34 protein-coding genes and 1 pseudogene are annotated in these 24302 nt (G+C 29.2%); 1 reads left to right on the top strand and 34 read right to left on the bottom strand.

Annotation, left to right across the window (positions count from 1 at the left end; all coding sequences use genetic code 11):
• Positions 1 to 32: 32 nt before the first annotated feature.
• The 6 genes and pseudogenes from Bmayo_RS05185 to Bmayo_RS05160 form a co-directional block, all read right to left on the bottom strand.
• Positions 33 to 1358 (bottom strand): annotated as a pseudogene (locus Bmayo_RS05185) (DUF244 domain-containing protein).
• A gap of 473 nt (positions 1359 to 1831) precedes the next feature.
• Entirely contained in the window at positions 1832 to 2326 is a 495-nt protein-coding gene (bdr, locus tag Bmayo_RS05180; RefSeq protein WP_075552643.1) for a Bdr family repetitive protein, read from the bottom strand.
• Positions 2327 to 2339: 13 nt separating this feature from the next.
• On the bottom strand, positions 2340 to 2885 hold the full coding sequence (locus Bmayo_RS05175; protein ID WP_002658520.1) for a chromosome replication/partitioning protein: 546 nt from the start codon (positions 2883 to 2885) through the stop codon (positions 2340 to 2342).
• 50 nt (positions 2886 to 2935) lie between these two features.
• Positions 2936 to 3691, bottom strand: a complete 756-nt coding sequence (locus Bmayo_RS05170; RefSeq protein WP_012644782.1) for a ParA family protein — start codon at positions 3689 to 3691, stop codon at positions 2936 to 2938.
• Positions 3667 to 4233, bottom strand: coding sequence for a DUF226 domain-containing protein (locus Bmayo_RS05165; protein ID WP_075552642.1), 567 nt, complete (start codon positions 4231 to 4233; stop codon positions 3667 to 3669). Before Bmayo_RS05165 ends, Bmayo_RS05170 begins: the two co-directional genes overlap by 25 nt.
• 9 nt (positions 4234 to 4242) lie before the next feature.
• Complete coding sequence (locus Bmayo_RS05160) at positions 4243 to 5343, bottom strand: plasmid maintenance protein (protein WP_075552641.1); 1101 nt, start codon at positions 5341 to 5343, stop codon at positions 4243 to 4245.
• A 373-nt stretch (positions 5344 to 5716) separates the two neighbouring features.
• On the opposite strand from Bmayo_RS05160, the gene Bmayo_RS05155 reads away from it, so the two are divergent.
• Complete coding sequence (locus Bmayo_RS05155) at positions 5717 to 6667, top strand: ERF family protein (RefSeq protein ID WP_075552640.1); 951 nt, start codon at positions 5717 to 5719, stop codon at positions 6665 to 6667.
• A 37-nt stretch (positions 6668 to 6704) separates the two neighbouring features.
• On the opposite strand, the gene Bmayo_RS05150 is transcribed toward Bmayo_RS05155, so the two are convergent.
• From Bmayo_RS05150 to Bmayo_RS05015, 28 genes are all read right to left on the bottom strand, one after another.
• A complete protein-coding gene (locus Bmayo_RS05150) occupies positions 6705 to 7136 on the bottom strand; it encodes an Mlp family lipoprotein (protein WP_075552639.1) in 432 nt (143 codons plus the stop codon).
• Between the two features lie 105 nt (positions 7137 to 7241).
• Complete coding sequence (gene bdr / locus Bmayo_RS05145) at positions 7242 to 7775, bottom strand: Bdr family repetitive protein (protein WP_002658688.1); 534 nt, start codon at positions 7773 to 7775, stop codon at positions 7242 to 7244.
• 104 nt (positions 7776 to 7879) lie between these two features.
• Positions 7880 to 8233, bottom strand: coding sequence for a BBA14 family lipoprotein (locus Bmayo_RS05140; protein ID WP_012672866.1), 354 nt, complete (start codon positions 8231 to 8233; stop codon positions 7880 to 7882).
• Complete coding sequence (locus tag Bmayo_RS05135) at positions 8226 to 8561, bottom strand: BlyB family putative holin accessory protein (protein ID WP_075552638.1); 336 nt, start codon at positions 8559 to 8561, stop codon at positions 8226 to 8228. The genes Bmayo_RS05140 and Bmayo_RS05135 overlap by 8 nt, the downstream gene beginning before the upstream one ends.
• The gene (locus Bmayo_RS05130; RefSeq protein ID WP_002658692.1) at positions 8551 to 8898 is read right to left on the bottom strand and encodes a BlyB family putative holin accessory protein; all 348 of its coding nucleotides are present in this window, start codon (positions 8896 to 8898) and stop codon (positions 8551 to 8553) included. The genes Bmayo_RS05135 and Bmayo_RS05130 overlap by 11 nt, the downstream gene beginning before the upstream one ends.
• Before the next feature lie 3 nt (positions 8899 to 8901).
• Complete coding sequence (gene blyA, locus Bmayo_RS05125) at positions 8902 to 9105, bottom strand: holin BlyA (RefSeq protein WP_002658481.1); 204 nt, start codon at positions 9103 to 9105, stop codon at positions 8902 to 8904.
• Between the two features lie 76 nt (positions 9106 to 9181).
• Positions 9182 to 9991, bottom strand: coding sequence for a DUF685 domain-containing protein (locus tag Bmayo_RS05120; RefSeq protein WP_075552637.1), 810 nt, complete (start codon positions 9989 to 9991; stop codon positions 9182 to 9184).
• 9 nt (positions 9992 to 10000) lie between these two features.
• Positions 10001 to 10606 carry a DUF735 family protein gene (locus Bmayo_RS05115; RefSeq protein WP_010258436.1) on the bottom strand — a complete coding sequence of 202 codons (606 nt, stop codon included), beginning with the start codon at positions 10604 to 10606 and terminating at the stop codon, positions 10001 to 10003.
• A gap of 9 nt (positions 10607 to 10615) precedes the next feature.
• A complete protein-coding gene (locus tag Bmayo_RS05110; protein ID WP_075552636.1) occupies positions 10616 to 11491 on the bottom strand; it encodes a DUF276 domain-containing protein in 876 nt (291 codons plus the stop codon).
• Positions 11488 to 11820, bottom strand: coding sequence for a DUF2634 domain-containing protein (locus Bmayo_RS05105; protein ID WP_002658459.1), 333 nt, complete (start codon positions 11818 to 11820; stop codon positions 11488 to 11490). Before Bmayo_RS05105 ends, Bmayo_RS05110 begins: the two co-directional genes overlap by 4 nt.
• Before the next feature lie 29 nt (positions 11821 to 11849).
• Positions 11850 to 12395: a DUF777 family protein gene (locus tag Bmayo_RS05100; protein ID WP_012665148.1), complete on the bottom strand. Its 546-nt coding sequence runs from the start codon at positions 12393 to 12395 to the stop codon at positions 11850 to 11852.
• A gap of 24 nt (positions 12396 to 12419) precedes the next feature.
• Positions 12420 to 13361, bottom strand: coding sequence for a DUF693 family protein (locus Bmayo_RS05095; protein ID WP_075552635.1), 942 nt, complete (start codon positions 13359 to 13361; stop codon positions 12420 to 12422).
• 3 nt (positions 13362 to 13364) lie between these two features.
• Positions 13365 to 14006 carry a DUF792 family protein gene (locus Bmayo_RS05090; protein ID WP_012665083.1) on the bottom strand — a complete coding sequence of 214 codons (642 nt, stop codon included), beginning with the start codon at positions 14004 to 14006 and terminating at the stop codon, positions 13365 to 13367.
• A 12-nt stretch (positions 14007 to 14018) separates the two neighbouring features.
• Positions 14019 to 15329: a DUF759 family protein gene (locus Bmayo_RS05085; RefSeq protein ID WP_075552634.1), complete on the bottom strand. Its 1311-nt coding sequence runs from the start codon at positions 15327 to 15329 to the stop codon at positions 14019 to 14021.
• A 7-nt stretch (positions 15330 to 15336) separates the two neighbouring features.
• On the bottom strand, positions 15337 to 15573 hold the full coding sequence (locus tag Bmayo_RS05080) for a DUF1322 family protein (protein ID WP_075552633.1): 237 nt from the start codon (positions 15571 to 15573) through the stop codon (positions 15337 to 15339).
• The gene (locus Bmayo_RS05075) at positions 15570 to 16025 is read right to left on the bottom strand and encodes a DUF1473 family protein (RefSeq protein WP_075552632.1); all 456 of its coding nucleotides are present in this window, start codon (positions 16023 to 16025) and stop codon (positions 15570 to 15572) included. The genes Bmayo_RS05080 and Bmayo_RS05075 overlap by 4 nt, the downstream gene beginning before the upstream one ends.
• A gap of 15 nt (positions 16026 to 16040) precedes the next feature.
• Positions 16041 to 16469 carry a DUF1463 domain-containing protein gene (locus Bmayo_RS05070; RefSeq protein ID WP_015056273.1) on the bottom strand — a complete coding sequence of 143 codons (429 nt, stop codon included), beginning with the start codon at positions 16467 to 16469 and terminating at the stop codon, positions 16041 to 16043.
• 15 nt (positions 16470 to 16484) lie between these two features.
• Complete coding sequence (locus Bmayo_RS05065) at positions 16485 to 17597, bottom strand: DUF787 family protein (RefSeq protein WP_015056283.1); 1113 nt, start codon at positions 17595 to 17597, stop codon at positions 16485 to 16487.
• Positions 17578 to 18147 carry a DUF764 family protein gene (locus tag Bmayo_RS05060; protein ID WP_015056277.1) on the bottom strand — a complete coding sequence of 190 codons (570 nt, stop codon included), beginning with the start codon at positions 18145 to 18147 and terminating at the stop codon, positions 17578 to 17580. The genes Bmayo_RS05065 and Bmayo_RS05060 overlap by 20 nt, the downstream gene beginning before the upstream one ends.
• The gene (locus Bmayo_RS05055; RefSeq protein WP_002658723.1) at positions 18144 to 18533 is read right to left on the bottom strand and encodes a hypothetical protein; all 390 of its coding nucleotides are present in this window, start codon (positions 18531 to 18533) and stop codon (positions 18144 to 18146) included. The genes Bmayo_RS05060 and Bmayo_RS05055 overlap by 4 nt, the downstream gene beginning before the upstream one ends.
• Positions 18521 to 18904 (bottom strand): DUF1506 family protein, encoded by a 384-nt coding sequence (locus Bmayo_RS05050; RefSeq protein ID WP_002658726.1) that lies wholly within the window; start codon positions 18902 to 18904, stop codon positions 18521 to 18523. The genes Bmayo_RS05055 and Bmayo_RS05050 overlap by 13 nt, the downstream gene beginning before the upstream one ends.
• Complete coding sequence (locus tag Bmayo_RS05045) at positions 18904 to 19359, bottom strand: DUF3890 domain-containing protein (RefSeq protein WP_002658728.1); 456 nt, start codon at positions 19357 to 19359, stop codon at positions 18904 to 18906. Before Bmayo_RS05045 ends, Bmayo_RS05050 begins: the two co-directional genes overlap by 1 nt.
• A 19-nt stretch (positions 19360 to 19378) precedes the next feature.
• Positions 19379 to 20338 carry a hypothetical protein gene (locus Bmayo_RS05040; protein WP_075552631.1) on the bottom strand — a complete coding sequence of 320 codons (960 nt, stop codon included), beginning with the start codon at positions 20336 to 20338 and terminating at the stop codon, positions 19379 to 19381.
• A gap of 21 nt (positions 20339 to 20359) precedes the next feature.
• On the bottom strand, positions 20360 to 20932 hold the full coding sequence (locus Bmayo_RS05035) for a DUF228 domain-containing protein (RefSeq protein WP_075552630.1): 573 nt from the start codon (positions 20930 to 20932) through the stop codon (positions 20360 to 20362).
• A 29-nt stretch (positions 20933 to 20961) separates the two neighbouring features.
• The gene (locus tag Bmayo_RS05030) at positions 20962 to 21726 is read right to left on the bottom strand and encodes a DUF228 domain-containing protein (protein WP_075552629.1); all 765 of its coding nucleotides are present in this window, start codon (positions 21724 to 21726) and stop codon (positions 20962 to 20964) included.
• 6 nt (positions 21727 to 21732) lie between these two features.
• Positions 21733 to 22293 (bottom strand): DUF228 domain-containing protein, encoded by a 561-nt coding sequence (locus tag Bmayo_RS05025; protein ID WP_075552628.1) that lies wholly within the window; start codon positions 22291 to 22293, stop codon positions 21733 to 21735.
• Between the two features lie 11 nt (positions 22294 to 22304).
• The gene (locus Bmayo_RS05020) at positions 22305 to 22997 is read right to left on the bottom strand and encodes a DUF1357 family protein (protein ID WP_014540032.1); all 693 of its coding nucleotides are present in this window, start codon (positions 22995 to 22997) and stop codon (positions 22305 to 22307) included.
• A gap of 16 nt (positions 22998 to 23013) precedes the next feature.
• On the bottom strand, positions 23014 to 24237 hold the full coding sequence (locus Bmayo_RS05015) for a phage portal protein (protein WP_075552648.1): 1224 nt from the start codon (positions 24235 to 24237) through the stop codon (positions 23014 to 23016).
• Between the last annotated feature and the right edge of the window lie 65 nt (positions 24238 to 24302).

Here is a 24302-nt window from a genome sequence, read left to right as displayed (position 1 = left end):
AATTTATTTTTTTAATTTTTTAGTGCACCCATTCACATGGGGACACTAACATTATTTGCAAATGCTATATTGCTAGGGAAAAATACTGTACCACTTGTTGGTAGTAGTCCCTTCAATCTATCTGATATTGCCCTTTTCTTAGGGTCAAGAGTAAACACAAACTCTCCAAATTTATAATTTAACTGCTCAATTAGTGGATATGTATTTGTAATATTGTAAATTAGCATCTTCAACCTATCTTTAATGGGCTTTTCTCTTTTTTTATTTTCGTTTTGGATTCTATTTAATTCTTTTTGTAGACTATCAATCTCCATTAAATCATACGCAAGATTTTCAGCAGATTGATTATCCTTAATTTCAAGATCTGCACAATCAACATATTCTATAAATTCTCTTGCCCAATCAAACTCAACTCCAGAACTATAAAAATCACTCCTTTCTACTAAATCTTCAACAAGTTTTATAAACGTATCCTCGTTAAAATTATGTGCCATTAAGTATTCCTCTCTATAGTTACTATAAATATCTTTTTTTAAATTTATAATTTCTAATTCACATTTATTAACAAATTCAAACACTTTTGATATTAAGGCCTCATCTCTTTTAATCTTACAGTTAATTGGTGCAGCATCTATTAAAAAGAACAAATTACAATACTCAAGCCCAGTGCATGCTAGCTGCATTTGTGCTTGTACATAATATTTGAAAAAATATTTACTGCTTAAAAAATTGCCATTTTTATTGTACTCAGCAATAGCACTACTCATATAATTAGAGTCGCTACTTTTAATCTCTAATAGTTCTAAATCGCCATTATTATTGATAAACCAGCCATCAATTATTGAGCCCACTAAAGTTTCTGAACTGCCCATTTTTTTGAAATAATTATACTTATCAACTCCATTGGCATATTTATTTTTATATAAAATATCAATATTATCACCATGTGCTTTAACAAATTCTCTAAATCCTAAATTCTCTAATTCTTTGCCCTTGAGCATATACAAATTCTCTTCAAAAGGTAGGCTCATTCTAAAATATTTAAGCACTCTATTTATCATTAAGTCTTTAAGTCAAGCACCTCCAACAAGAATATTGCCTACTTCACTAGCACCGTATTTATCTAACTTGTTTCTTTGCACACTAAAATCAATATTGCGATTAAATCTAAAACATTCTTGACTACTTATTCCTGGCAATTTCTTACCTATCTTGCTTAATTTACTTTTTTCTTTAATGGGAGAAGATTTTTCCTCAAATATTTCGCATCCAGTAAAACTTTGTTGATTAACACTTATCATTTTGAGATCTCCTTGAATATTTTCTTGTGGATTATTATTGTTTGATATGTTTGTCATTTTTTTACTCCTATTATGTTATATAAAAATAAATATATATCAAAAACTATTTTTGCCAACTTTTTTACAAAAAATTTTACAAAAAAATAGTTGGGTTTATTTAAATTCTCTTGTTAAAGAACTTAGCTAAACCCAACTTAATTGGATTTTTTTGATAGCAATATATTTTTTTAGCTATACATATACATATGTATAACAAAAAATATTTTTGTCAGGCTTTTTACAGAAATTATTATAATAAATAAAAGCTTTATTAAATTCTCATGTTAAAGAGCTTAATAAAGCCGCGGGCTTAGCTTAATTTATTTTAGATAAACTCACTAAACAATTAAATTCAGTTCAATTTAGAATTAAAATTATTTTGTATTTGTTAAAATAAAAGAACCTATTTAAATTATCTTGTTAAAAAATTCAAATAAGTTCTACTTTAAAGCTATATACTAACTTATTACTTTATAAAATTTTAATCATTTTCAATTGAAAAAATACTTATTAAATATAGAATAGATAATTGGAGCAAGCGTTATTCCCATTATTAGAATTACTTGTATTGTTCTATTGCTTGCGTTAAGTTCATTTTTTAAAATATCTATTTTATTGTCTAGACTAGATATATCTTTTTGCAAAGTTTTTTCTACACCGTCTATTTTAAGATTCAAACTAGATATATCTTTTTGCAAAGTTTTTTCTACACTATCTATTTTAGTATTTACACTAGATATATCTTTTTGCAAAGTTTTTTCTACACTATCTATTTTAGTATTTACACTATCTATATCTTTTTGAAAATTCTTTTCTACATTAATTATTTGTTGTTCTAAAGAATTCATTTTCTCCTTTAAAACTTCAAAGTTGTAATTGTCGTTCTGAAGTAAAACAAAATCTATTGCCTCTTCACTAAACCCCTTATTTAAAAATTCTAACCTTATATTTTCTATTTTAAGAGCATTGTAGGCTAAATTACTCACAAAATCCCCTTTATTATCCTTTTAATTCTTTATATTTTTTTAAAAGTTTATTAATCAAATCTTTTTGATTTTCAAAAATCTCGTCCATCATAAAACTAGTAAACTTGGCATTTTTTTTATAAAAATTATAACTTTCCTGTTTTTTAAGTTGAAATCTTAGGGGTTTTATTGGATTTTGCTTTGACTTATCCTCTTTAATTTCTACGTTTAATATATTTCTATATACACCCTTTAAGCCTTTTTCTTTAATATCATTTATTGATATGCTCCCTTCTAATACTTTTCTATAAATTTTAAGGTATAAAAAAGCCTGACTTCTAGATATTATAAATTCTGACAAAAAGTCTTCAAATTTTTTATAACCATCAATCAAATAAAGTTTTTTTTCTCTTATTTTATATAGGATTTTCATTGTTTTAATTTTATTCTCAACATCATCAACAGTAATTCTACGAAGTTGATCCTTATAGCTTTTATATTCAAGCTCCTCATTTTCAAATTCTTGAACATCCTCAATTCTATTATTTAATAATATTTTTTTTACTTTTAACTTTGACACTTAATCCTCCTAAGTTTCTGATTTATTTTTAAAAGTCTTCCGGAAGACTTTTAAAACATATTGTTTAATATTTTTTTTATTTCTTGATAATAAATTTCTTTATTATTAGGCTCTTTCAATTCATTTATAAAAACCTTAATTGAATTATAAAAATGAACTCTTCCTTTAATAAGATCTTTGTATTCTGACTGCAAAATACTTTCAATATCTTTATACGTATTTCTATTTTTTATAAATTGATTTTCTATTATTAACACATCAATATTTTTCTTTCTTATTATTTCAACTTCCTTTATTTCATTCATTAATATTGGCAAAGACTCTACAGACCATCTTTCTGCTTGAATAGGTATTATAACTTTATGTGTAATGTTTAACGCATTAAACAATAAAGAACTTAAACTAGGGGGAGTATCAATTACTACATAATCAAAATTATAATAATGTAAATTTTTATCAAATATATATTCTAACATAAGCTCTTTATAAGGAATATCTCCTTTTTCAAATTTACATAAAATTGGATGGGCCGGAATAATATACATATTATTATTTATTGAATTTATATATTCATTAAAAGCAATGTTTTGATCTCTTTTTAAGAGATAATAAACATTATTCAATTCAATATTTCTGATATATTGTAAAAAATAACTGGTTAAACTATTTTGAGGATCTAAATCTACAATCAACACTTTATTGTTCATTTCGCTTAAAATATATGAAAATATAATTGACAACATGCTTTTGCCAACACCGCCCTTAATTGACGCTATTGTGATTATTTTAGGTTTTTTATTATCCATTTTATTAACGGTCCTTGTTCCGGGTATTTCTTCCCATAAAATTTATATACTTGTTGTTCTAAATCCGTAAACATACTAAATAAAACTTTGTTGTAGTGATTATTTGTTCTTTTTTTATCTAATAAACGATATAGCCCCTTAAAATAGCAAAAAACACTTCCGGCTTTAAATCTAAATTCCATATAATATGCTCTTGCTAATGCATATGCTTTTCTAGTTCCGTTTATTTGATACTTTATTAATGGCTTTTTTATTGGTTTTCTGTAGCCATAAAAAATACCAATAAACTTATCTCCTTCTTTAATTGGGTATAAGTGAGTTTCTTCAACAATTCTTTCCCCATTAAATAGGGCCCTTAATGATAGTCTAAATTCATGTTTTTTATCATAAACTCCAAATTTATAAATATCCATCATTATTTTTGTATGGTACATTGCTTTACCATTTTCTTTTTCAATTAAAATAAAGCGTTCTTTATTTTGACATTCAACTTTACATTTGCCCTTTTTTATAGTTTCAATAGGCTCCATTGCACTTTCCATGTTAAATCCTCATATAGCCTTTATGTTAAATTCTTCTGTGGTTAAAGAATTTTTTTCATTTTTTATTATTTCCAATAATTCAAGATAATATGTACCAAATACTTTATTGTATTCTATTTTCTTTTGGTTATTCAAATATTTTTTGATAATTGGCTTTAGAATTTCAATATTTGTTTCTTTTTTTAGTTGTTCAATAAGGATATTGAAAATATTTTCCTTTAAATTTTGATAATTTTGTTGAGAATTTTCTTTTTTTCTTTCAATCGACTTTTCTAATTTACGCTTTATATTATTTAAATCGCTATATTTATGATTTTCAATAATAAAATGGGGCTTATATTTGTAATTTTCGTATACTTTTTGAAAATTTATTTCTAATTGTTTGGGATTGTACCCGTTTTCTTCTAATTTTTTCCTAGTGTTGTATAGAATTTCTTTTAATTTTTCTTGTTTTTCTTTCATACAAGATTTTTTTATATTGAATTTTTTTATTAGGGCAATTTCATTTTGTTTTAAGATATTTATTGCCTCAATCTTAGTATCTTTATCAATATTTAAATACAAAATAGAAAGAGCAGCTGCTGTTTTAAAGTTGCAATTATTGAAATAATTTCTTAGTTGATATTTTTCTATTTCTTTAATCTTTCTTTCTTCTTTTGTATTAATATTTTTATTATTTAAACACTCCACTGAATTTACACTACTATTTTTGGAAACATTGTCTTTAAAATGGTTATTAACTCTAGATTTAAATCTAGAGTTTTTTTGCTCTTTAAAGTATTTGTTGATTTTCTGGTAACACTCTTTTTTAGGATACTTTAGTTTATAGTAAATTTCAGTCCCACAGTTTACACCCATGTGTTGGTAATAATTGGTTGTTACTTTTAGTACTTTTTCTAATTTGTAAAGATAATTTTGCATTGTTCTTAGTGTAGTTGGAGCTAGCCCATTTCTTTTTAAATTTTCATTATAGTAATAGAGTATGTTTTTTTGGTTATATTTTTTATCTTTTTTGTTTAGATAATCTAGTGTTGAAGTAAGAGATATTAATTTGTGTTGGTGTTTGTTGTGGCAAGTTGGATTTTTTGTGGCATTTGAAAAACCTTTCATGTTTTTTCTCCTATTATGTTATTAATAATTAATATTGATTATGCAAAATTTTGATTTAAAAGTAAATACTTTTCTAAAAAAATATTAAATTTTAATTATTAATTTTGTTAAATTAATATACTTTTTATAATTTAGTAAAAATACAAATTGATTTTAATTTTAAATTGGGCTACACTATAAACAGCGTAGAAAAATATGTTCATTTTTTCTACCTATTATGTAATTTGCAAAAAATAATACAAGGGTTTAGCGAAGTTCTTTAGCAAGAGAATTTAGCTAAGCCCTATTTTTTTGTAAAAATTTTTGTAAAAAAGTTGGCAAAAATAGTTTTTGATATATATTTATTTTTATATAACATAATAGGAGTAAAAAAATGACAAACATATTAAACAAAAATAATCAAGAAATACAAAATAATATTCAAGCAAAAATAAGCTTCAGAAAAGATATGAAAACCCTAAAAATGAATTTACCAGGGATTGACAAAAGTCTTAAAGGGTATGGATACAAATATCAGAATTTCAATGAAATAGTAGAAGAAATTGAAAACGTTATTTATAAGCACAATTTAGAGCTTGATTTTGAGCAATATCCAATATCTAAATTTGTAGATGGTCAAAAGGAGCATGTTATTAGAACCACATTCTACAGCACAAGCACTGGATATGAATTTTCTTTTGATACACCAATGCTTACAGAAAACTTACAATGGAACAATGAAAGCGGGTCTAAAAATGTTGTAAATACAGTACCACAACTAGTTGGATCAGCTATTACTTATTTCAAAAGGTATGCTTTAGTTGCATGTCTTTATATAAAAAGTGAAGTGGATACTGATGCAGCACCTATTTACAATAATTATGAAAACGAAAATTCTATGCCTAGCAAGCAAGTTAGTGTTAATCAAAAACAAGAACAAAAAAAGGACATAAATCAAGAAAAAAATCAACTAAACAACTTTAATAAAAACTTAAAATCTGGCAAGGCTTATTGCTATGAAATTTTTAGAGACGCACTGTTTAATATAAAAAATTGGGTAAATGAAGGTGAAGAAAAAAATAATATAAATGCTCTTATTCGGGCATTATGTACTGATAATGATGATGCTTTAGAGGATCTTTTTGAAAAGAATGCTGAGCTTAAGAGTATAGAATATTGGGTAAATATTCTAAAAAAATATTTCAATAAAACTAATAGATTTGATGATCTAAATAAGCTTAAAGTATTTATGTCTGATAATCGAGACGTTTATAAAACAAAAGTATTAAAATTCTTTTGCATGTTGAAAAAAGAAAGACAATTTAATTATATATTTGCAGTATAGCAATATTAAAGCCCCCAAATAGGGGGCTGTTAGATTATTAGCCACCAATATTGCATGTAGTAGTTGCATTGCTTGCAAAATTATCTATGTCTGTACCCTTGTTAAGGGCCCCTTGAACCACCTGTTTGAAGTTATTTTTTCCCTCATCATTTCCATTGCATTTATCAAGTTCTTTTTTTATATGGTCAAGTGCTGTTTTGATTTTAGATTCATCATGTTGTAAAAATGTATCAAATTCGCCATCAGCAGTTAAAGCGGTTTTTAACCAGTCAAGATGTGTTTTTTGGTCTTCAGATAGCTTTTCTCTAAGCAGGTCTTCTTTAGATTTTGGTTTTTCTTGTTGTACTTCTTCTTTTTGGGTTAAATCACGTTTTTGTCTACTTTTTGTTTGGCTAGTATTAGTATCATTAGAATTACAGCTGTTTAGCATTAGTAAAAATAAACAAAATAATATGTTGATAATTTTCATTGTTATTCCTTTTTTTATTATTAATATTCACTTAATCAATTATTAATACTAAATATTGGATAAACAATTATTATTTGAATTGATATTCTTTAAGTGAGGTAGTAGCTATTTAGAAATGAAAGCAAATATTAGCCCGGCTATCATTGTTATAGACATTGCTCCCATAATTCCCAATACCCATTTAAGCATTTCTGAAAGAGACATTAAATTCTTTTCAACATTGTCTATTTTAGTGTTTAAATTCTTTTCTACAGTATCTATTTTGGCATTTAAATTCTTTTCCACATTGTCAATCTTAGTATTAAGTTCGCTTTTAATAGCATCAATCTTAACATGTAAATTCTTCTCTACGGCATCAATCTTGATGTCTAAATTAGATATATCCTTTTGTAAATTCTTTTCTACATTATCTATCTTGGTATTAAGTTCACTTTTGGCATTATCTATTTTAGAAACAAGATTATCAAATTTTATATCAAATTGTTTTTCTAAATTTTCTAAATCTCTATATGTTAGTTCATTGTGATAATATCTTTTAGATAAATCTTGTGCTATTAATTGTTCCATGCCCAGTCTAATAAATTCTTTATATATTTGTTCTTGAGTTACACTTGCAATATTTGTTGACACTGTTTCCATAAAATTTTCCCTTATAGTCATATTATACACTATTTTAGATTAATTAGCTTTAGAGATTTTTATATGTAAAATAGAATTTCTTGCAAGAAAAACCTTTTTGTAATTTACATTTTTAATTGGGAATATTTATTATAGACTTTTTCCGCTATTGGTTTTGTTTTTTTAATGTACTCTAAATATATTTTGATATTGTGTTTTACTGCAGTTATAGAGTGTTCGTCTTTTAGTGTTGATAAGTCTGGATAAGGATATTCTGGATAATTTGGATCATTAACTTTAACTTTTGTTTTAGCTAAAAATGTTACTAGGTACATAACATACTCTGAAAGTTGTGTTTCATATTTAGCTAAAGATTTTAGTGTTGGAATAATTGGCGGTTTTGGCTCTTCTGGTAGGTTGGCAATAGTGGTGCAACATAGTAGCAAAGCAATTAGTAGACAATGCAATCTTTTAAGCATTTTCACCTCTTTTAAGTATTTTGATATATTCTTTCATAATTTTGTTACGTGTTGCTTTAAGTGAAGTGATAATTCTTTTGCTTTTATCAGTAGAGATAGCCTCTATTATCTCAATGTTGTATTTTAAAATGTCTTGTATTTCTTTAAATATTTTAGTTGACTCAGCTGTTTCCATAGATTTTAGTGTGCTTATATATGTTTTGTAGAAAAAATCTATTACTTTACTAAAAGTATTAATGTAATTATGATCTATGTTTGTATCAGTTTTGGCTATGTTAGTTAGGCTGGATAGTAAATTAAGTCCTAAACCAATAGTGTTATTTTGCATTATTTGTTCTTTCCTTATAGATAGGTTTTCCTTCCTGATTGAATTTCAGATCATTAGATATTTTGAGATTTTTTTCATCAGAATTAACTAAGTCAATGCATTGATTGATTTTTTCATTTAATGGAGCGAGTGCCGCATTTATTGCTGGGGTTAATGCACTCTCAAGTCTTTCCATATTTGCTGTATAGATTAATTTGTAATGAGAATACAGATCATAAACCAAAAAGAATCCTTTATGTGCAATTTCATCAAATTCATCTTCAAATTTAGAAAATATATCAATAAGGCTTGATAAAGATGCAAGTCCAAGCTCAACATTATCTTTAGATAATTTCATAACTTAATCTCTTTTTTTGATATGATTTTTGCCATTCCCATTGCCATTCTTAAAAATCTTGCCTATTACAATAGTCAATATGTCTTTTAATAAAGGCTTGAGAAGAATTAATACTCCTAAAACTAGCACTGTTACAAAAATCATTACGGCTATAAGTTTAATTTCGTTTAAATTGATAAGAAGTTCTGTTAATTTAATAGTATCCATTTTTTCAATCCTCGATTTTAATTTTTTATTTTTATACGTATATTATATACCAAAATCACAATTTTTGCTAAAAAGTTTACAGTTTTAAAAGAACCGGAATGGGATTCCCTGATGAGTATGCTCTTTTTTGAACATACCATCCTTTATATAAAGGAATGCTAAAAGTTATTCTTCTAGTACTAGAACTATTACGTGAATAAATAGTGTTTTTTTCACGTTCATCAGAATATCTTAAACTCAATGTTTTACCCTCGCCAAAGGATTCTACATCAACTTGGAAATCAAGATAAATGGGATCATCATCACTTTTGTAAAAAATGAGATCCACATCATTATAGTCTTCCAGATCAATGATTACGCGGTGATTCTTGTAGTCACGAGGATAAATTATTGTATTTCTAGTAAAATCATAAGAACTTTGAAAATCTGATGGTACCCCTAACAATTGTTCCGGGATAGGTGTTTTTTGAATACTGCTAGAAGACATTGTCAAAAGATCATCATTTTTAGATAAAGTGGCTGATGATATGTTATCTGTAAGACGAGATTTAATTTTACTAAAAAGATTTGAAAGTTTACTAGATTCATTCTCAATTAGCTTGTCAACGATTAAATCGTAAATGCTTTTTATAAAATCTTTATCGGCTGCAAGTTCAGTAGCGATTGTAGATTTAATTATATCTTTAAAATAGCCTAGTTCTTCGCCTTTAAATGTTTGGTGATTAATGGTTTTTAAGAAGTTTTTAAAGGTGATAGCATTACTGCTTGCAGCTCCATCATCAAACAGTAAAAGATCAGTATTGTTAACGGTCGTAACTTTATTTAAATCTTTTATTTGAACCGTTTCTTCTTCATCAATTAGTAATTTTTCTTGATCATCAGCCATAAAACCTCCTTAGTTGTTAAAAGTTATAATATTGTTACCATCTGTATTATTAATTTTGAGAACTCTACCAATAGGAATAATTCCCTTTATAAAAGCATAAATTGAATGATCATAGCCTTTAGGAAGTGAGTTAAATACTAAAGCTTTTTTAGATGCAGCGTATCCCGGCTTCTTTTCTCTAAGAATTATCTTTTTTAGTCGTTTTCCTTTTTCGGTGCTAGGCGAAATGAAGGTAGTAAAGTTTGTTTTTATTACCCCTTTTAAAGAGATATCAATAACCCCAGCTTCAGGAGTAGTAACTTCAATGTCCACATTTAAAAAGGTCTTGAAAATCAGTCTAAATGACTCGTCAGTGCCAATATGACGTAAAGCAAAAATAACACTATTAATATTGCTTGTAATACTTTGTAAAGTTTGAGTTTTTGCATAAAAGATAGATAAAACTTGAGATATCCATATCGCAATATATCTTGATTTTATATTTTCTATTACATTAATGGATATGAAGTTGGAATTAAGAGACTTAAGTTCATTAAGCAATGCTTGTGCATATTCTGTTTCTGTACGTATAAATTTATGAATTTCGGTGTTTTTGAAAAGATTGGGTATTTTCATATTTGTTAACTATCCAATATCAATAAGCAATCTATCTGTCGTATTGAAAAGTAGCATTGTGTCATCATTAATGGCAATATCTTGATTTTTTTTAAAATCGCTATCACCAATTTTTGTAATACTCTCAGGGTCTGTATCTTTAATACAAGCACTTATTTCCATAAACTTAATTCCTTTAACTTCATTAACTGGAGCAAAAAAGTCTTGATATTCAAAGCTAATTCCCATATCAGAATAGTTGTTTGAAATAATCCTAGAATAAATGTCCCTAATTTGAGAGTCTATGTTTAAGTAGAGATAGTTTTTAAGGTCAAGTTTATACTTTACTTTCATGTAAACATATTTTCTTTTCCCTAGTGATATTTTATAGGATTTACGTTGTCCAGTTGAATTGAGACCATCAATTTCTATGTCTCCCTCAAGTAAAGTACCACTAGGAGTTGTTAGATATAATGTTTCCCAAAGTTTTGCTTTAAATTCAGGACTATTAATGTTAGATTTACTAGTGTCTAGTAAAGTTTCCTTTAGAATTAGATATATGTTGGCTTTACCAGCTGCACTTTTAATATTAGTGTACTCAACCCCATCAAGATTAAGTAAAGCCGTGCGAACCGCACTGTAAGTTGTGCTTTTAGAAGAAATGTGTTCTTCAATAGCAGCCCAATAAGTACCACCTGGTTTCATTTTAGAAAAAAAGAGATTAAGCTCATCAATTATTTCTTCTTCAATTAATGCTAAAGAAGACGCAATAATGTTATAAATTGAGCTTTGGTTATCATCAATATTAATCCCATAATTTACACGCAAATATTCTCTTTTCGATCTTACAATATCCTTAATTGTACGTTTTAAAATGCCAAAATCAGAATCAAAAACTATGCTCATAAATTAAACTCCATATTCAAAACATCGCCGGAGAAAAAAAAGGATATGTGTGCTTTGTTGTCTTGTATAGTAGTTGAAATATTTATTAAATCTAAGTTAAGCTCTTTAGATATTTCATGAAAATAATTTTTTACAGCGTGAAGATTGTTAATTTTTAACAGCTTTAAAAGCAAGAAATAGTCCAGTCCCCAATGAGGAGCATAGCTTAAACTACCCCTTAAGGTTTTTAAAAATATCAAAAATCTTTGTTTTTGTTCATCAATTCCATCAACAAGTGATAAATCGTTATTAAATACCAATTCAAAATTATTGCCTAATCTTAAATCCATACTAGTAATTATACCATATTTAGCAAAAATTACTTAAACAAACTATTAATATCAGAATTAATTTGAGCGGTTGCTATTTTTAAGCTTGATTCGTCAATTACTGAGTCCCCTATAATTTTTATACCATTGATAGCACTAACAATATTATCTAGAATTTTTTTTAAGCTAGTTGTTTGGTTTGCTATTTCAATTTTATTATTCGCTCTAATTTTAACAGTATCAGAGATTAGATTTAAAGTCTTTGGGCTAATTGCACTAAGTATATAAAAATGATGTTTGTCAAAGTGGATATCATTATTTTTATCAAAAATATTAACGCTTGATTGAAGCAGTAAAACGTTATCACCTTTTGATAGTTCTAAACTGATATTAGATATATTTTTTGTGTGAATTTCTAAATCTTCAAATTCGGGTATTGTAACAATAGCCTCTTGAGTTTGTTGTTTAAACTCCTTTACAGTGCCAATTTTAATTATAAAAATGTTTGAATAAATCCAATTTTTAACGTCCTCTTGTGCTAAAGCATGTCCATAAAGACGCTGGTTCATTCTGTAAATTTTATAGTCTTTAGTCATTTTAATCCCCTTTACTTTATACATTTAATCAGAATCATTAGAATCATCCTTTAATTTAAGTATTAATGAACACTCTCCTGCGTTGCTAAGTCTTGCACTTGTTTCTTTTATGGTGGTTTTTATCATTTTTCCTAGCCCATCAATAAATGAAACTTTATCACCAATTTTTAGTTTATGTGTGTAAAATGTTTGTGTGTTCCAATATACACGTCTTATCTTGTATTCGCCCTCAATAGCAATTTCTTGTTGTGGAATGAATTCAAGTCCATAATCTTCTAAAGCCTTGTAATTTTCATCTTCTTGAATTGTTCTATCATTAGTAAATATAAAATTACATTCAACATCAAAGCTATCACCGCCAATATCAGCTATTACGTCATGAATATATATTCCTTTTATTTTGTCAACAAATTCTTTTGGTGTTGTGGCATAAATATCTTTGTCAATGATTTTAAGATAATCTTTTTCATCCATATTAAGGATATTACGATTGGGAAATACAGATTCTATTGCCTCTTGCACCGTTTTTCCCTTAAAGTTTTTGTTCTCTAATTTTCGATTAAAGAAGTTGCTACTAACCGCTAACCGAACGTCAAGCTCAACACTAAAATCACCACCAGGATAATCAGTGCTCATAGGAGTTCCTAAATATCCCGACATTATGAAATCAAAATTTTTTTCATGAGCAAATTTCTTATAATATATTTTTACTATATCTCCTACTTCAATGTCGTTGGTGAAGTCTAGGGGCAAATTCCAAAGTACAATTTTTGTTCGTTTAGATTTTACAAAATTATAATTTGAAAACTCATTAGATATGGTAATATCAATATGAATTCCATGTTGTGTATTTATTATAATTTTAGGAGTTTCTTCAATTAAAGAATCTCCAGAGCTTGTATCCTTTTCTAAGGGTTGTTTTGATTTGTAAAATTCAATTTTAAAATCATATTGTAGTAGCAACATTAATTATCCTTTATATTTTTCCAATTCAAATGTTTTTACAATTTCTATTGATAGACTAACTTCAACTTCATCAATGAAAGGAACATCCTTAAACGAAAGACTTGTAATTACAGCTAATTCTTTAAGGCCAAAAGTTGGACTGTAGATACTAAAGGGAACTTGAGCTTGAAGTCTGTTTGCTAGTTGTTCTTTTGCAAGATGCACGTCAAAACGTAGCATAGTATTGCCAAAAACAGTCATTTTGAGCAAAGAAAGCATTTCTTTATATAGTGAGGTTAATACCCCACCATTTAATGAGATATTTTCACCAGTCATTACTGGATTGTAGCTTACATATTCCGCTTTTCTATCGTAATAGTTGATAACTGGTCTTTTAGAACAACTAGTATTGTAAGTGCGTGTTATGAGTTCGGTTTTTGGTTTTATAAAAAACAATTGAGGAACATATCCAAAACCTTTTAAATCCATTCTTGGGAATAACACTAAAAAATTATCTGCTCCGAAAAGAGCAAATATTTGAGTTATTACATCTCTTATTATTCGAGTAATCTCCCCGAATTCTTTCTTTTCAATATCCTCGATTTTTTCCTCGAATTTTTTCTTTTCAATATTAATATTGATAATATTTTCATTTTTAATATCCATAGAATTTCCTTTTTATTTAAAATTGCCTAAATCATCACCCCCGGTGTTATTATTGCCCTTTCCAGTAAGGTATTCCCACGCTTTGTTGAGATTCTCTTTGGCAGTATTAATAGCTGAGCTGGCAGCGTTTTTTATTCCGTTAAGAGCACCACTTAACCCATCACGTATGCCATCAACGACTTTTTCTATGATTTTGTTAAAATCAAAATCCATAACATTATCAATAATATCGGTTATTTTGCCAATCACCGGCATCAAAACTTTGCTGGTTGTCTTTTCAAGACTTTGCTCTATTTTGTCTAATTTACTTTTAGCTGAAGAAAGTTCATCGGAATGACCCATTATCTTCAAAGATGATATATCTTTTATTAAGTCTGCAATTATCTCTGGCCTTAGCTTTTTTTTCCCTCCCTCTTGAGTTAGAAACTCTAACTTGTTTTTCATGGCTTCTAGATATTTTTCTCCAAATTTGTCTATGGGTTTCAATATATTAAAAGCTTCTGTAAGTTCCCCTTTAAGTATTTTTGAAACAACTTCAACAGCACTTTCGTTATCACCAACAAGCCCTGTGCTTCTAAACATAGCTGCTAGTTTTGTTGCATTTAATACGTTCTCTCCCTCTTCATCATTAAGTTTTAATTCTCTGATATGGCCTTTAAGCACACTTGCTGTTCGCAACAAATCTTCTTTTTCTAAATTGCGTTCAAATCCTTTCATTTCCTTAATGGCATCCCAAATTTTATTACGTTCTTTGTCACTGTAAAACACATTATTGAGTTGTTGTAGTTTCTTTTGCTTGGATTCATTTTCAACTGATTTTTTCATAAAACCATACAAAAACCCAATTAGCCCACCACCAACTTTACTCATAGCATTGCCAATGATATTTCCCAGGGCACTACCTATTGCAATTTTGGCAACAAGTCCTTTTCCTTGAGAGGCCGCTAACATTTTACTTTTTGCTTTTGATTCTTTTGCAAGTTCTTTATACTCAAGACGTCTTTTGTCTCTATCAGACATCAAAGATCTTTTGAACGCTTCTTTTCTTGCTTTCTCAAACCCCATACCCTGTTTCATAAGCTTTTTGGTTTGCGAAAGTCTATATTTCTCAACACGCTCCCTTAAGCTTTCGAATTTAGATTGTCTGTTAAGTTCTTTTTTCTTGTCCGACAAATTATTTTTTACAATATCTTTAGTACTTCCCAAACTGGATTTTTTGGGTTTAAGATATTTTTCCATTTTGGAAATATCTTGTTCAATAGCCTTTTTTGTTGCAGCATGATCAAGAATTCCCTTAAATTTAATGGTGAATTTGTCGCTCACTAAGCCCTCACTTGCCCAGAATCAACTCATACAATTCTTTTTCTAATTTAATATCAGCAAGTCTATTGACCTCTAAAAGCTCGTCATAAGGCAACTTCTTTACATCATCATATGAGCAAATATTCATAATTACTGGAAAATAGTATTTATCGTTCTTAATCTCGTCAAGCAAGTTAAAATACTTTTTTCTAGTCTCATTAAGACTTGCAATAGCTTTATCAATATCTCTATTTCTTTTGCTCATTTAGCAACCAGATCATTGGAATTTGATGTAATTGATGAAAGCGAAGTGGCTACTTTTTCATAATCAAAGTTTTCATTGATATAGTCAAAAGTAACAAAGTCACCAACATTATTTTCATATTCACTTAGATATACTAAAGCAGGTTTTTTAAGATCATTGTCTAAATGAAAAGTATTAAATTGTGCAGTGTAAATTATTGCAACAAGATAATCTTTATAATAAGAAATAAATTCTCTATTTTGATCCAAAATCACATAGAATTCGTCTAAAAATTTTGGACTTATCATTAAGCTTGTGATTTCTCTTAAGAATTTAACCTCATTAAGCTTTAAAACAGCGTAACTTTGATTAAATCCGAGTATTCTATCCCATTCATAGACCGGAAGTACTCTCAGTGGATATTCATAAGTTTTATTTTTAGTTAAAATTTTCATTTTATATCTCATTATCATAATAAGACTCTCCTTTTAAGTGTTGTTTGGTTTAGTTTTTTGGCAATTAATAGCCCTAATTTCAAAAGATACTTTTTCAGCCTCAGCAGAATAACTTCTTGACGGTTCTTCAGTAAAAATTGCATAGTTAGAAATAATTTTGGTAGCAATTCTATCATTGAATGCTAAATCAAGCATTTTATCATCTTTTCTCACATCCATGTTGTAAAACTGTTCATCCGAAAGTTCAGTTAACAAAATGTAGTCTTGACTACCCAAAGTTACTTCAATGTTAAAAACATAAGTTATCGTTTTGGGATCTCTTAAGCTTATTACAGGCATACCTTTATCTTCACTACTAATCACTGCTCTTGTTGTAGGCTCGCTTGTAAGCTCTAGTTTGCCACTATGTAACTGTGTACCACCAATTGAAAAATAAACTTCTCTTAAATCATAAAATTGCATTTTTTAAACCCCCTTTTAGGCACTTAAACTATTTTGATAATCAACTATATCTTGAGTAGTAATTACTAAAGCAACAGCATTAATGCTAAAGTTATAAGTAATATTCACACTAAGTTCTAATTTAAGTTGTGGTGTAGGAGAAATAGTAAGACTTAAATTTTTATACAGTATAATCAGCCCTCTATCTATAAATCTCTTAAGTAGACACTCAATTGCTGAAGTATATGCATTATCTCTAGCCCCACTAAGTTGCAGTGCAGATAATTTGCTGTTTTGTCTATTGTTTTTATTCCAAATTCTAATAAGCTCAATAATTGCTTCATTTTTTATATAGTGATATGTAAACTGCTCGTCTATTGCACCTCCAGCTAGATCAACCCCCTCTTTAAAAGCAGGCATACCATCAAGACCCGTTTCATTAAGAAGTGTATAAAAATTAATTTTTGCAGTTCGTAACTTTCCAATTACAGTGTCGTCAACAAGCGGTGTAGCAGCCAGTGGCATACCATAAGGATTTACAGCATGGAAAATGCTAGCTTGATGCAGATATTGACTTATAAATTTAAGGTGTAAATTGTCTTTATTGTTACTGTAAACAACAATATTTCTTTCTTTTTCAGTATTGCTTTTATCCTTGAAAAGTTCTTTTATTTCTTGTTCTTTAGTTGAGAATACAAAAAAAATTGAAGGTGTTTTAAATTTATCATAATCATCTTTGTAAATCTTAAGTCCATCATCGGAATTATCACCCTCAGTATTAATAAGTACAACAAAAGTGTGTCTATGTACTTTAAGATATTTTTTTAACTCTTCAGGTTTATCCTTATAAATAAAAAGAACAGCGGATTTTAATGATTCTTCACTTGAATTGAAAAAATTAGACATTGCGGTTTTAAGTAGTGTCTTTTCTTTTCCAAACTGATCTTGTCCATTCCCATTATCTTTTTCCAAAGTTTCAATTTGTTTTTCATAGTTATTAACGGTTAAATTCAATGTTACAAAGTTAGCAGCATCTTTATTAACTTTGATTTTAGCTGTTTTGTAAACCAAAAGTGGATTATAATAATTGGGCCTACTAGCTTGAATTCTAGAGTCAACTAAACTTACACTAATTGTATCTTGCGGCAATTTCGTATTCCTCCTTTAAAATTTCGATTGCTTTTACACTAGCATTAAATGCTATAGATGCACTGTATGCATGGTTGCTATATTTTGTGCCTAAATTAATTAGCCCAACTGTTTGCATATTAGATGTTGGGTAAATGTAGAAATTAATTTTACTAATATATTCGGGTTGTGATTGACTTTCTAAAGTATACTTATGGGCTTTATTATGTAGGAAATTGCTAAGCATACCATAAAGCATTAACATACGTGAATTAGCGTCAAAATCTTGAGCGTTTAACACTATAGCAATAATATATATTTGAAAATTTAAACTGAATTCCAAAGCATTTTCATAAAATGCACCGGCTCTAGAATTATGATCAAATAGATTTTCTGTACCATCAAATTTCAATGCTATTATATTTGAGCTAGCAGCTGTGATTTTTGAAAGGTACGGGTGATTGTAAGTATTTATGATATCGCACTCAAAATTATTTTCAGTTGCATACGCCTTAAACCCTTTGAATATTTGAGTTAAATGGTTTAAAACCATATCTAAAGTAAAAATCATTCAAGTGTTACCTTATAAGTAATCTCGGATAACATTTTGGCTGTATCAACAAGTGGAATTGCTGCGGTGTTACTACCCTTTTTAAACTTACTTTTGATTGTATTAGCCTTTAAGGCTGGAGAGACTTGTGCTGATAATAGATAATTTCCATAGTACCTTATAAAAGCTTGTCCAATAGCCTCCATTCCCGATTTGGGGTCAAGATTAAACTTAGAATTTATATAACTATTATTGATATATTCTCTAAATTCAGAACTACCAGCAATTTTGGTTAAATGTTTTCTTGCTGGTAAATTGCTACCCCCTTTTTCATGCATTCTAGCAATCCCTGCACGACCACCAAACCACCCAATTTCCAATTCCATTTTAAACTCTAGTTTGTCCATATAAACTCCTTTAAAACCAAAGTAAAATATCCGATTGAAGAGTCAATACTAAATATTTCAAAGTAAATTAAATCCGAAATTGATATGCGGTCTTTTAGTTCATAGTTAAGGTCTTGATATGTGTAAAGTTTGGAATATCCTTGAATATCAGACATATCAGAGTCATAAAGCACTGCAAGTTCTTGTGGCCTTATGTCAATAATAACTCCTGCAAATTCAGTGTACTTATTTTTATCAAAAACTCTCTGATAAGAAGAATCGTTTTCAAGTTTAACAACAGTGCCTTTATAAAACCTTAAAGGTTGAGGATCCTTAAATACGTTGATCATGCGGAAAGACATATCTGAAAGTCTTTTTCTAACACCATTCATTAGACAACCCCCACACAAGATGGCGTTGAAGTTTCTCTTTTTAGTTTTTCTAAAAATGCATCAAGTTGTGAACAAAAATTCTTGTTTGAGCCACAACCCCCCTCGCCGCCTTCTTCGCCTCCACTGCTACTAGGATAATAATCAAGTTCAAGTTCATTGAATTTCTCTTTTTTGATCCTATCAAATTCAAATTCTCGAACAACTCCCTGTTTTCTTAATTGACAACCCATATGGTAGAAAGTAAGTAAAAATATTTGTTCATATGTAAGTGAACTAGCATCAATACCGCGTGTTACTAGAATAGCTTGAAGTAAGGATAAATGAAGTAGAAAATTTTGCCTGCTTAGGGCAAATTTGTCTATTCCTAATAGCAATAACACTTCTGAATGGAGTTTTGTTACTAAAAGTTCTTCTTCTCCCACAACTTGTGTTTGTAAGTTTTCTTGTTCACTCATTTTCACTTACCTTATACTTTTAACTTTGCTTTATGTTAACTTGCAAAATAGTTTTTCTAGTAGCAAGTAGACCACCTAAAACAAAATCAATGTATGAATGAGCTACATCGGTTGAGTCTTTATCAACTTGTTCATTCGGTGTAGGTAGCATATACTTACTAGGTTTAAATTTAATAAGTTCTGAATTGAGTGGATAAATGAGTATTTTATGTTTTAGCAAGTTTGAAGTCTCAATGTAAACATCTTCTCTATTATTAATAGCCTTAATGGTTTGAATCAAAACGTCTTCCCATTTTTCACAACTACTTGCTACACCCTGTGCTGCTGCGTATGGTTTTACTAGTTTAAGTGAAGTTGCTGGGTCAACTATTACCATCATCGGGGTGGAAAATTCGTCGCCCAGTTCCAACTTTGAAAGTCCAGCCTCAATTTTTTCAAAGATTTTATCCATTTTATCTTTATCAGCACTAGCAACTTCTTCTTTTATCTGCTCAGGCATATTAAGTAGTCCATACATATTGGGAAGTAGGCGTTTTTGATTTTTCCCATCTTTTTGAATCGAAACAGTCCCGGTTAATACAAAGTGATTAATAAGTTTGATAATTTCACTACTTGCAAGCTTATACGCTTGAGCAAAAGGGAGTAAATTATTATTAATGTCCCCAATATATGAATCTGAAGTATAAAATTTCTCAGAAGTCTGCTTTAAATGTCTGAATTTATACTGTAATTTTAAATAATTAAGTCTTACCACTTCAGAACTAAATCCAATAGTTGAGATAGTATTAACCTCATCGGCAATTGTTGTAGGATTAGCATTTAAAAACGCGTCCCATTTTACCGTTTTTTGATATCCCATTTGTAGATCAACATCTTCAATTTGATCAGGTGAAAACCATTTATACATAATAGGATCTTTAACTTCTCCTATGATATTTGCCACAGCTTTTGCATAATAATTTTCATCAAATAATTCCATATTAAATCCTCCTAAATATTATTAATTTCTACTCATAGCTTTATTCCCAAATACAGCTACTTTTACTAAATAAACCTCATTGCTAATTTGTTTTGCATCAGACAATGCTGTTGCATTAATAGTTGCTTTATTTGGTGCTCCAGTCACCTTTTCAAGAGCACCGTCTTTATTAAAAACAAGTTTGTCTTTTACTTTAACCGTAGAATCTTTTGCTACTAAATATCCTTCAAAATTATTGGTAATTGGCACAATAGTAGCTATTTTACTAAACTCATCTATGTCAATGCATATTCCATATAAGTCTTCACCTCCACCAGCCTCAACATGTGGCTCATAGTGACTTTGATTATCTTGAGCCTCTTGAATAACTCTTTTTACTCCACGCTTGTACGGATACCCCAAAAATGGATGATTTTCCAATTTGTCAAACTTATTAGTTCTAGTGCCTCCAGAAGCAAAAAATTCTACATTTTTGTCTCTAAATTCATTAGAATTGCTAAGCAAACTAGCGTCATGTTGGGGATTTTTCATAAACTTTTCCAGTTTACTTCTTTTCTCTTGATACTCTTTTACTAATTGCGTTGTATCTCCCATTTATTTACCTCCTTTTATTCGCCCAAAGTTTAACCACCATCAGGTATTACTATCTTCTCAAGGCCTCTATTTCCAAAAATTGCAACTTTTATCAAATTAATAGAATACTCTTGCCTAGGATATCTATTTTGATCTTGATTTCCATCTTCGGGTGCAAAATTGATTGTAAATGAATCAGATAGAGCATATATGTTAATTGCGGTTGGTGGCCCACCTCCAGCCTTGATAATAACACCGTTATTATTTATGTCTAGGATTTCTCCTATTTTTATACTTGGATTCCTTGTGACAAGGTACCCTTCAAAATTGTTAGTAATTAGCAATACATACGCGGTACAACTAAACTCACATACATCTACACATATCCCATACATATCAGTATCAGCTCCAACTTCTACATATATAGAGTTCTCTTTTGGAACAAGTTTAACCCCACGCTTGTATGGAAAACTATTTGCTGGGTCGTAAAGGTATTCCTCTATTTTGTCTGTATAACTTGAACATGCAAATGAATATGCATCAACTCGCTCATTCTTAGATTTAAAACAACTACTTAAACCGCCAAAAACCTTATTTTCAATTAAGCTCATCGATTTTACATATTTCTTGAATTTCAAAAGGACATCATCAAGCTCGTTAATTGCCTCCAAATAGGGATCTTCCCCTTGTGCATCCTCAGCTTGTCTTGCTTGCCGTTTAGCTCTAGGAGCAGCGGAAACTTGTGCCCCTAAATCTACCTGTGGGTCCTCAACAGCCTCAAGATTTTCTACTTGCATGTTGCCTTTTAAAGCCATAATTTATTACCCTTTTATTGCTCTATTCCCAAATACACTAGCAAGCACTATAAATAAATCTTCAGTTAATTTGTGTGCCTTTGAAAGTGCTATTGCATTAACAGATTTTTGAGCCCCAGTGACCTTTTCAAGTTCCCCATGTTGGTTAAAATTTAATTTATCTCCTGGATTATTTACACCATTTTGTCCTTCTTTCTTAAGCGTTAAATACCCAGTAAAGTTATTTGTAATTGGTATAACAGTTGCCATACCGCTAAACTCATCTATATCGGAACACACTCCATATAAATCGTCTCCACCACCAGCCTCAACTTCTACTTCTGTTGTTCCATCTCCAAAACTAAGCTTAACACCCCGTTTATACGGATACCCTTTAGCAGGGTAATTCTCTATTTTGTCTTTACTACTAGTGCAAACCCCACCAGAATTGGAAAAAATTAGATTTTGGTCTCTAAAATCAATAGAATTACTAAGTAATCCTGAGTCTTGTTGGGGATTTTTCATTAATGCTTGAATTTCTGCAACTTTTTTATCAAACTCTTGTTTGATTTTTGTTATATCACTCATTAAAAACTCCTTTAAGCAATACTTGTTCTTTTATGTCTTTTTAGATTTTCATAAAATTGAATTCGTCTTTGCTTGTATGTATTACTTATAGCTTGTACAAATTCTGTAAAATTAATTGGTACAAAATTAGAATCAAGCAAACTTGCTCTATCTTCAGATTTGGCAATAATATTACCTTTAATAGAATCAACAGAAGAAGAATTGCTACTCGCATTTTTTCTTAATTTAATATTCACTTTTGCTAAAGAAACAAGTTGCTCTAATATCTCTCCATCGATATGACTTATGTCTGATACTTTGGCAATAGCTTTAATTTGCTCAATTGGAACGAACTTGCGTACAAGTTCTCTACGTTGTGCTTGCATAATGTCTTTTAATGTATATCCTTTTGCAAGTAGCACCTCTTTGTTAAAATGATTGCTAAGATGTGCTTTTGCAAGTGTATCAATTTCATTAATTCGCTCAGCCTCTAGTAACAATTGCTTTTCAATACGCTCCCGCTCTTCAACTTCTGCAAGTTCTTTTGTTATTCGTTCATTTATACTTAAATCTCGACTTGTCTCTTTAGATTTACTATTTGCCTGCTCTTTAAAACGCAGGTACTCTTCAAATTCCTGCACACTGATAACTTTAGTATCAGCCTTAATTTGCTGCTCTTCTTTATCTTGTGCCTGCAGGTCTTCTTTTTCTTCTTTCTCAGTCATCTTTTAACTCCTTTTCTCAAAATGAGAATAATTTCTCTTTTAACATCGCTAGCTCCTCATTATTAAATGAGCTACTTTGTATAAGCTGGTTATATTTACTGTAAAGCTCAATTAGCTTTATATCTCTTTCTACTTTTTGTTCTTCACTTAACATAATCAGCGAATTAAACTTCATATCAAGTCCAAAATACTTTGTAAGTTTTAAATTACAAGAGTTCTCAACTTGTTCTTGTACACCTTTGAGAAAATCGTAATAATTACTCCTATCACCTTTACCATCATTTCCCAGTCCTTTAGCCTGTTCATTAAAACTTCTGGTTAAGGGCTCTTTAGTATCTGCACCAATTTTTGCCTTAATTAATGCTAAAGCCTCCTTTAAGTAGCTAAGATCGTATTTAATAACCTCTAAACTAGCACTAGGAGTAGCTGTATAAAACATTCCCTCATTATTTAGATTGCTTTTTAGCCTAGCAAGCTCCTGTGATAATGAGTCATTAAGGTTTCTTAAATTAGAAATATCTTTACTATGATTGTTTGAATTTTGTTTTCTCAAAAAAGAAGATAAAATGCCACTTCCCCTATCATTATTGCTCTGAGTAAGTGCACTTAAAGAAGTTGTTGCACTAGAGAGTGCGTCTTGTAGTTGTACTAAAGATTCATCTTTGTAAAACAAAAAATTGTGGTTTTCAATACGTCTTTCTATTTCAACGTATATCTTTTCAAATAAATAAATATCTAGCAAAAAGCTTTCGGTATAGCACGGAACATATCTTTTTAAGATATAATCAAAGTTTTCATATATGATAAGTCGACTTTTATGTATTTTAACTGCGTCTAAAGAATTGTTCTTATTGTTGGATTTTACTTTATAGGTTATATGATCAAAATCAACTCCCAAATCTCTTACATATTCATAATCAAGGTATTCAAAACCAATAGGTAATTCTATATTAACTGGTTGTTCTAGATCTATTAGGGTATCTTTGGTTTTTACTAAAACATAGCCAATCCCATGAAAACGGTAGCTTATAATACAATTAAGCAGAGCATTCTTAAGCTGTACTTTTAACCTAGCAAGTTCAAACTCACTAACATTGTGGGCAGCACTCTCAAGAATAAGTCCGTTCTTGAGACAATCTTCTGCTACATTTTCAATGTAATTTCTAAAAAATATTGAGTATTTGTATAGTTCTAGTGAACTTATTTTATCTATTAGTTTTGTTTTTCTTAAATCACACACCTTTTTACTTCTCTTTATTAAATTAGATGTATGATAGCAAAAACTAATATTTTTGTCAATAAAAT

This window comes from Borreliella mayonii, assembly GCF_001945665.1.
GTDB lineage: Bacteria > Spirochaetota > Spirochaetia > Borreliales > Borreliaceae > Borreliella > Borreliella mayonii.
Note: the sequence above shows the minus strand (reverse complement) of the source record. Positions and strands in the feature narration are given on the sequence as shown.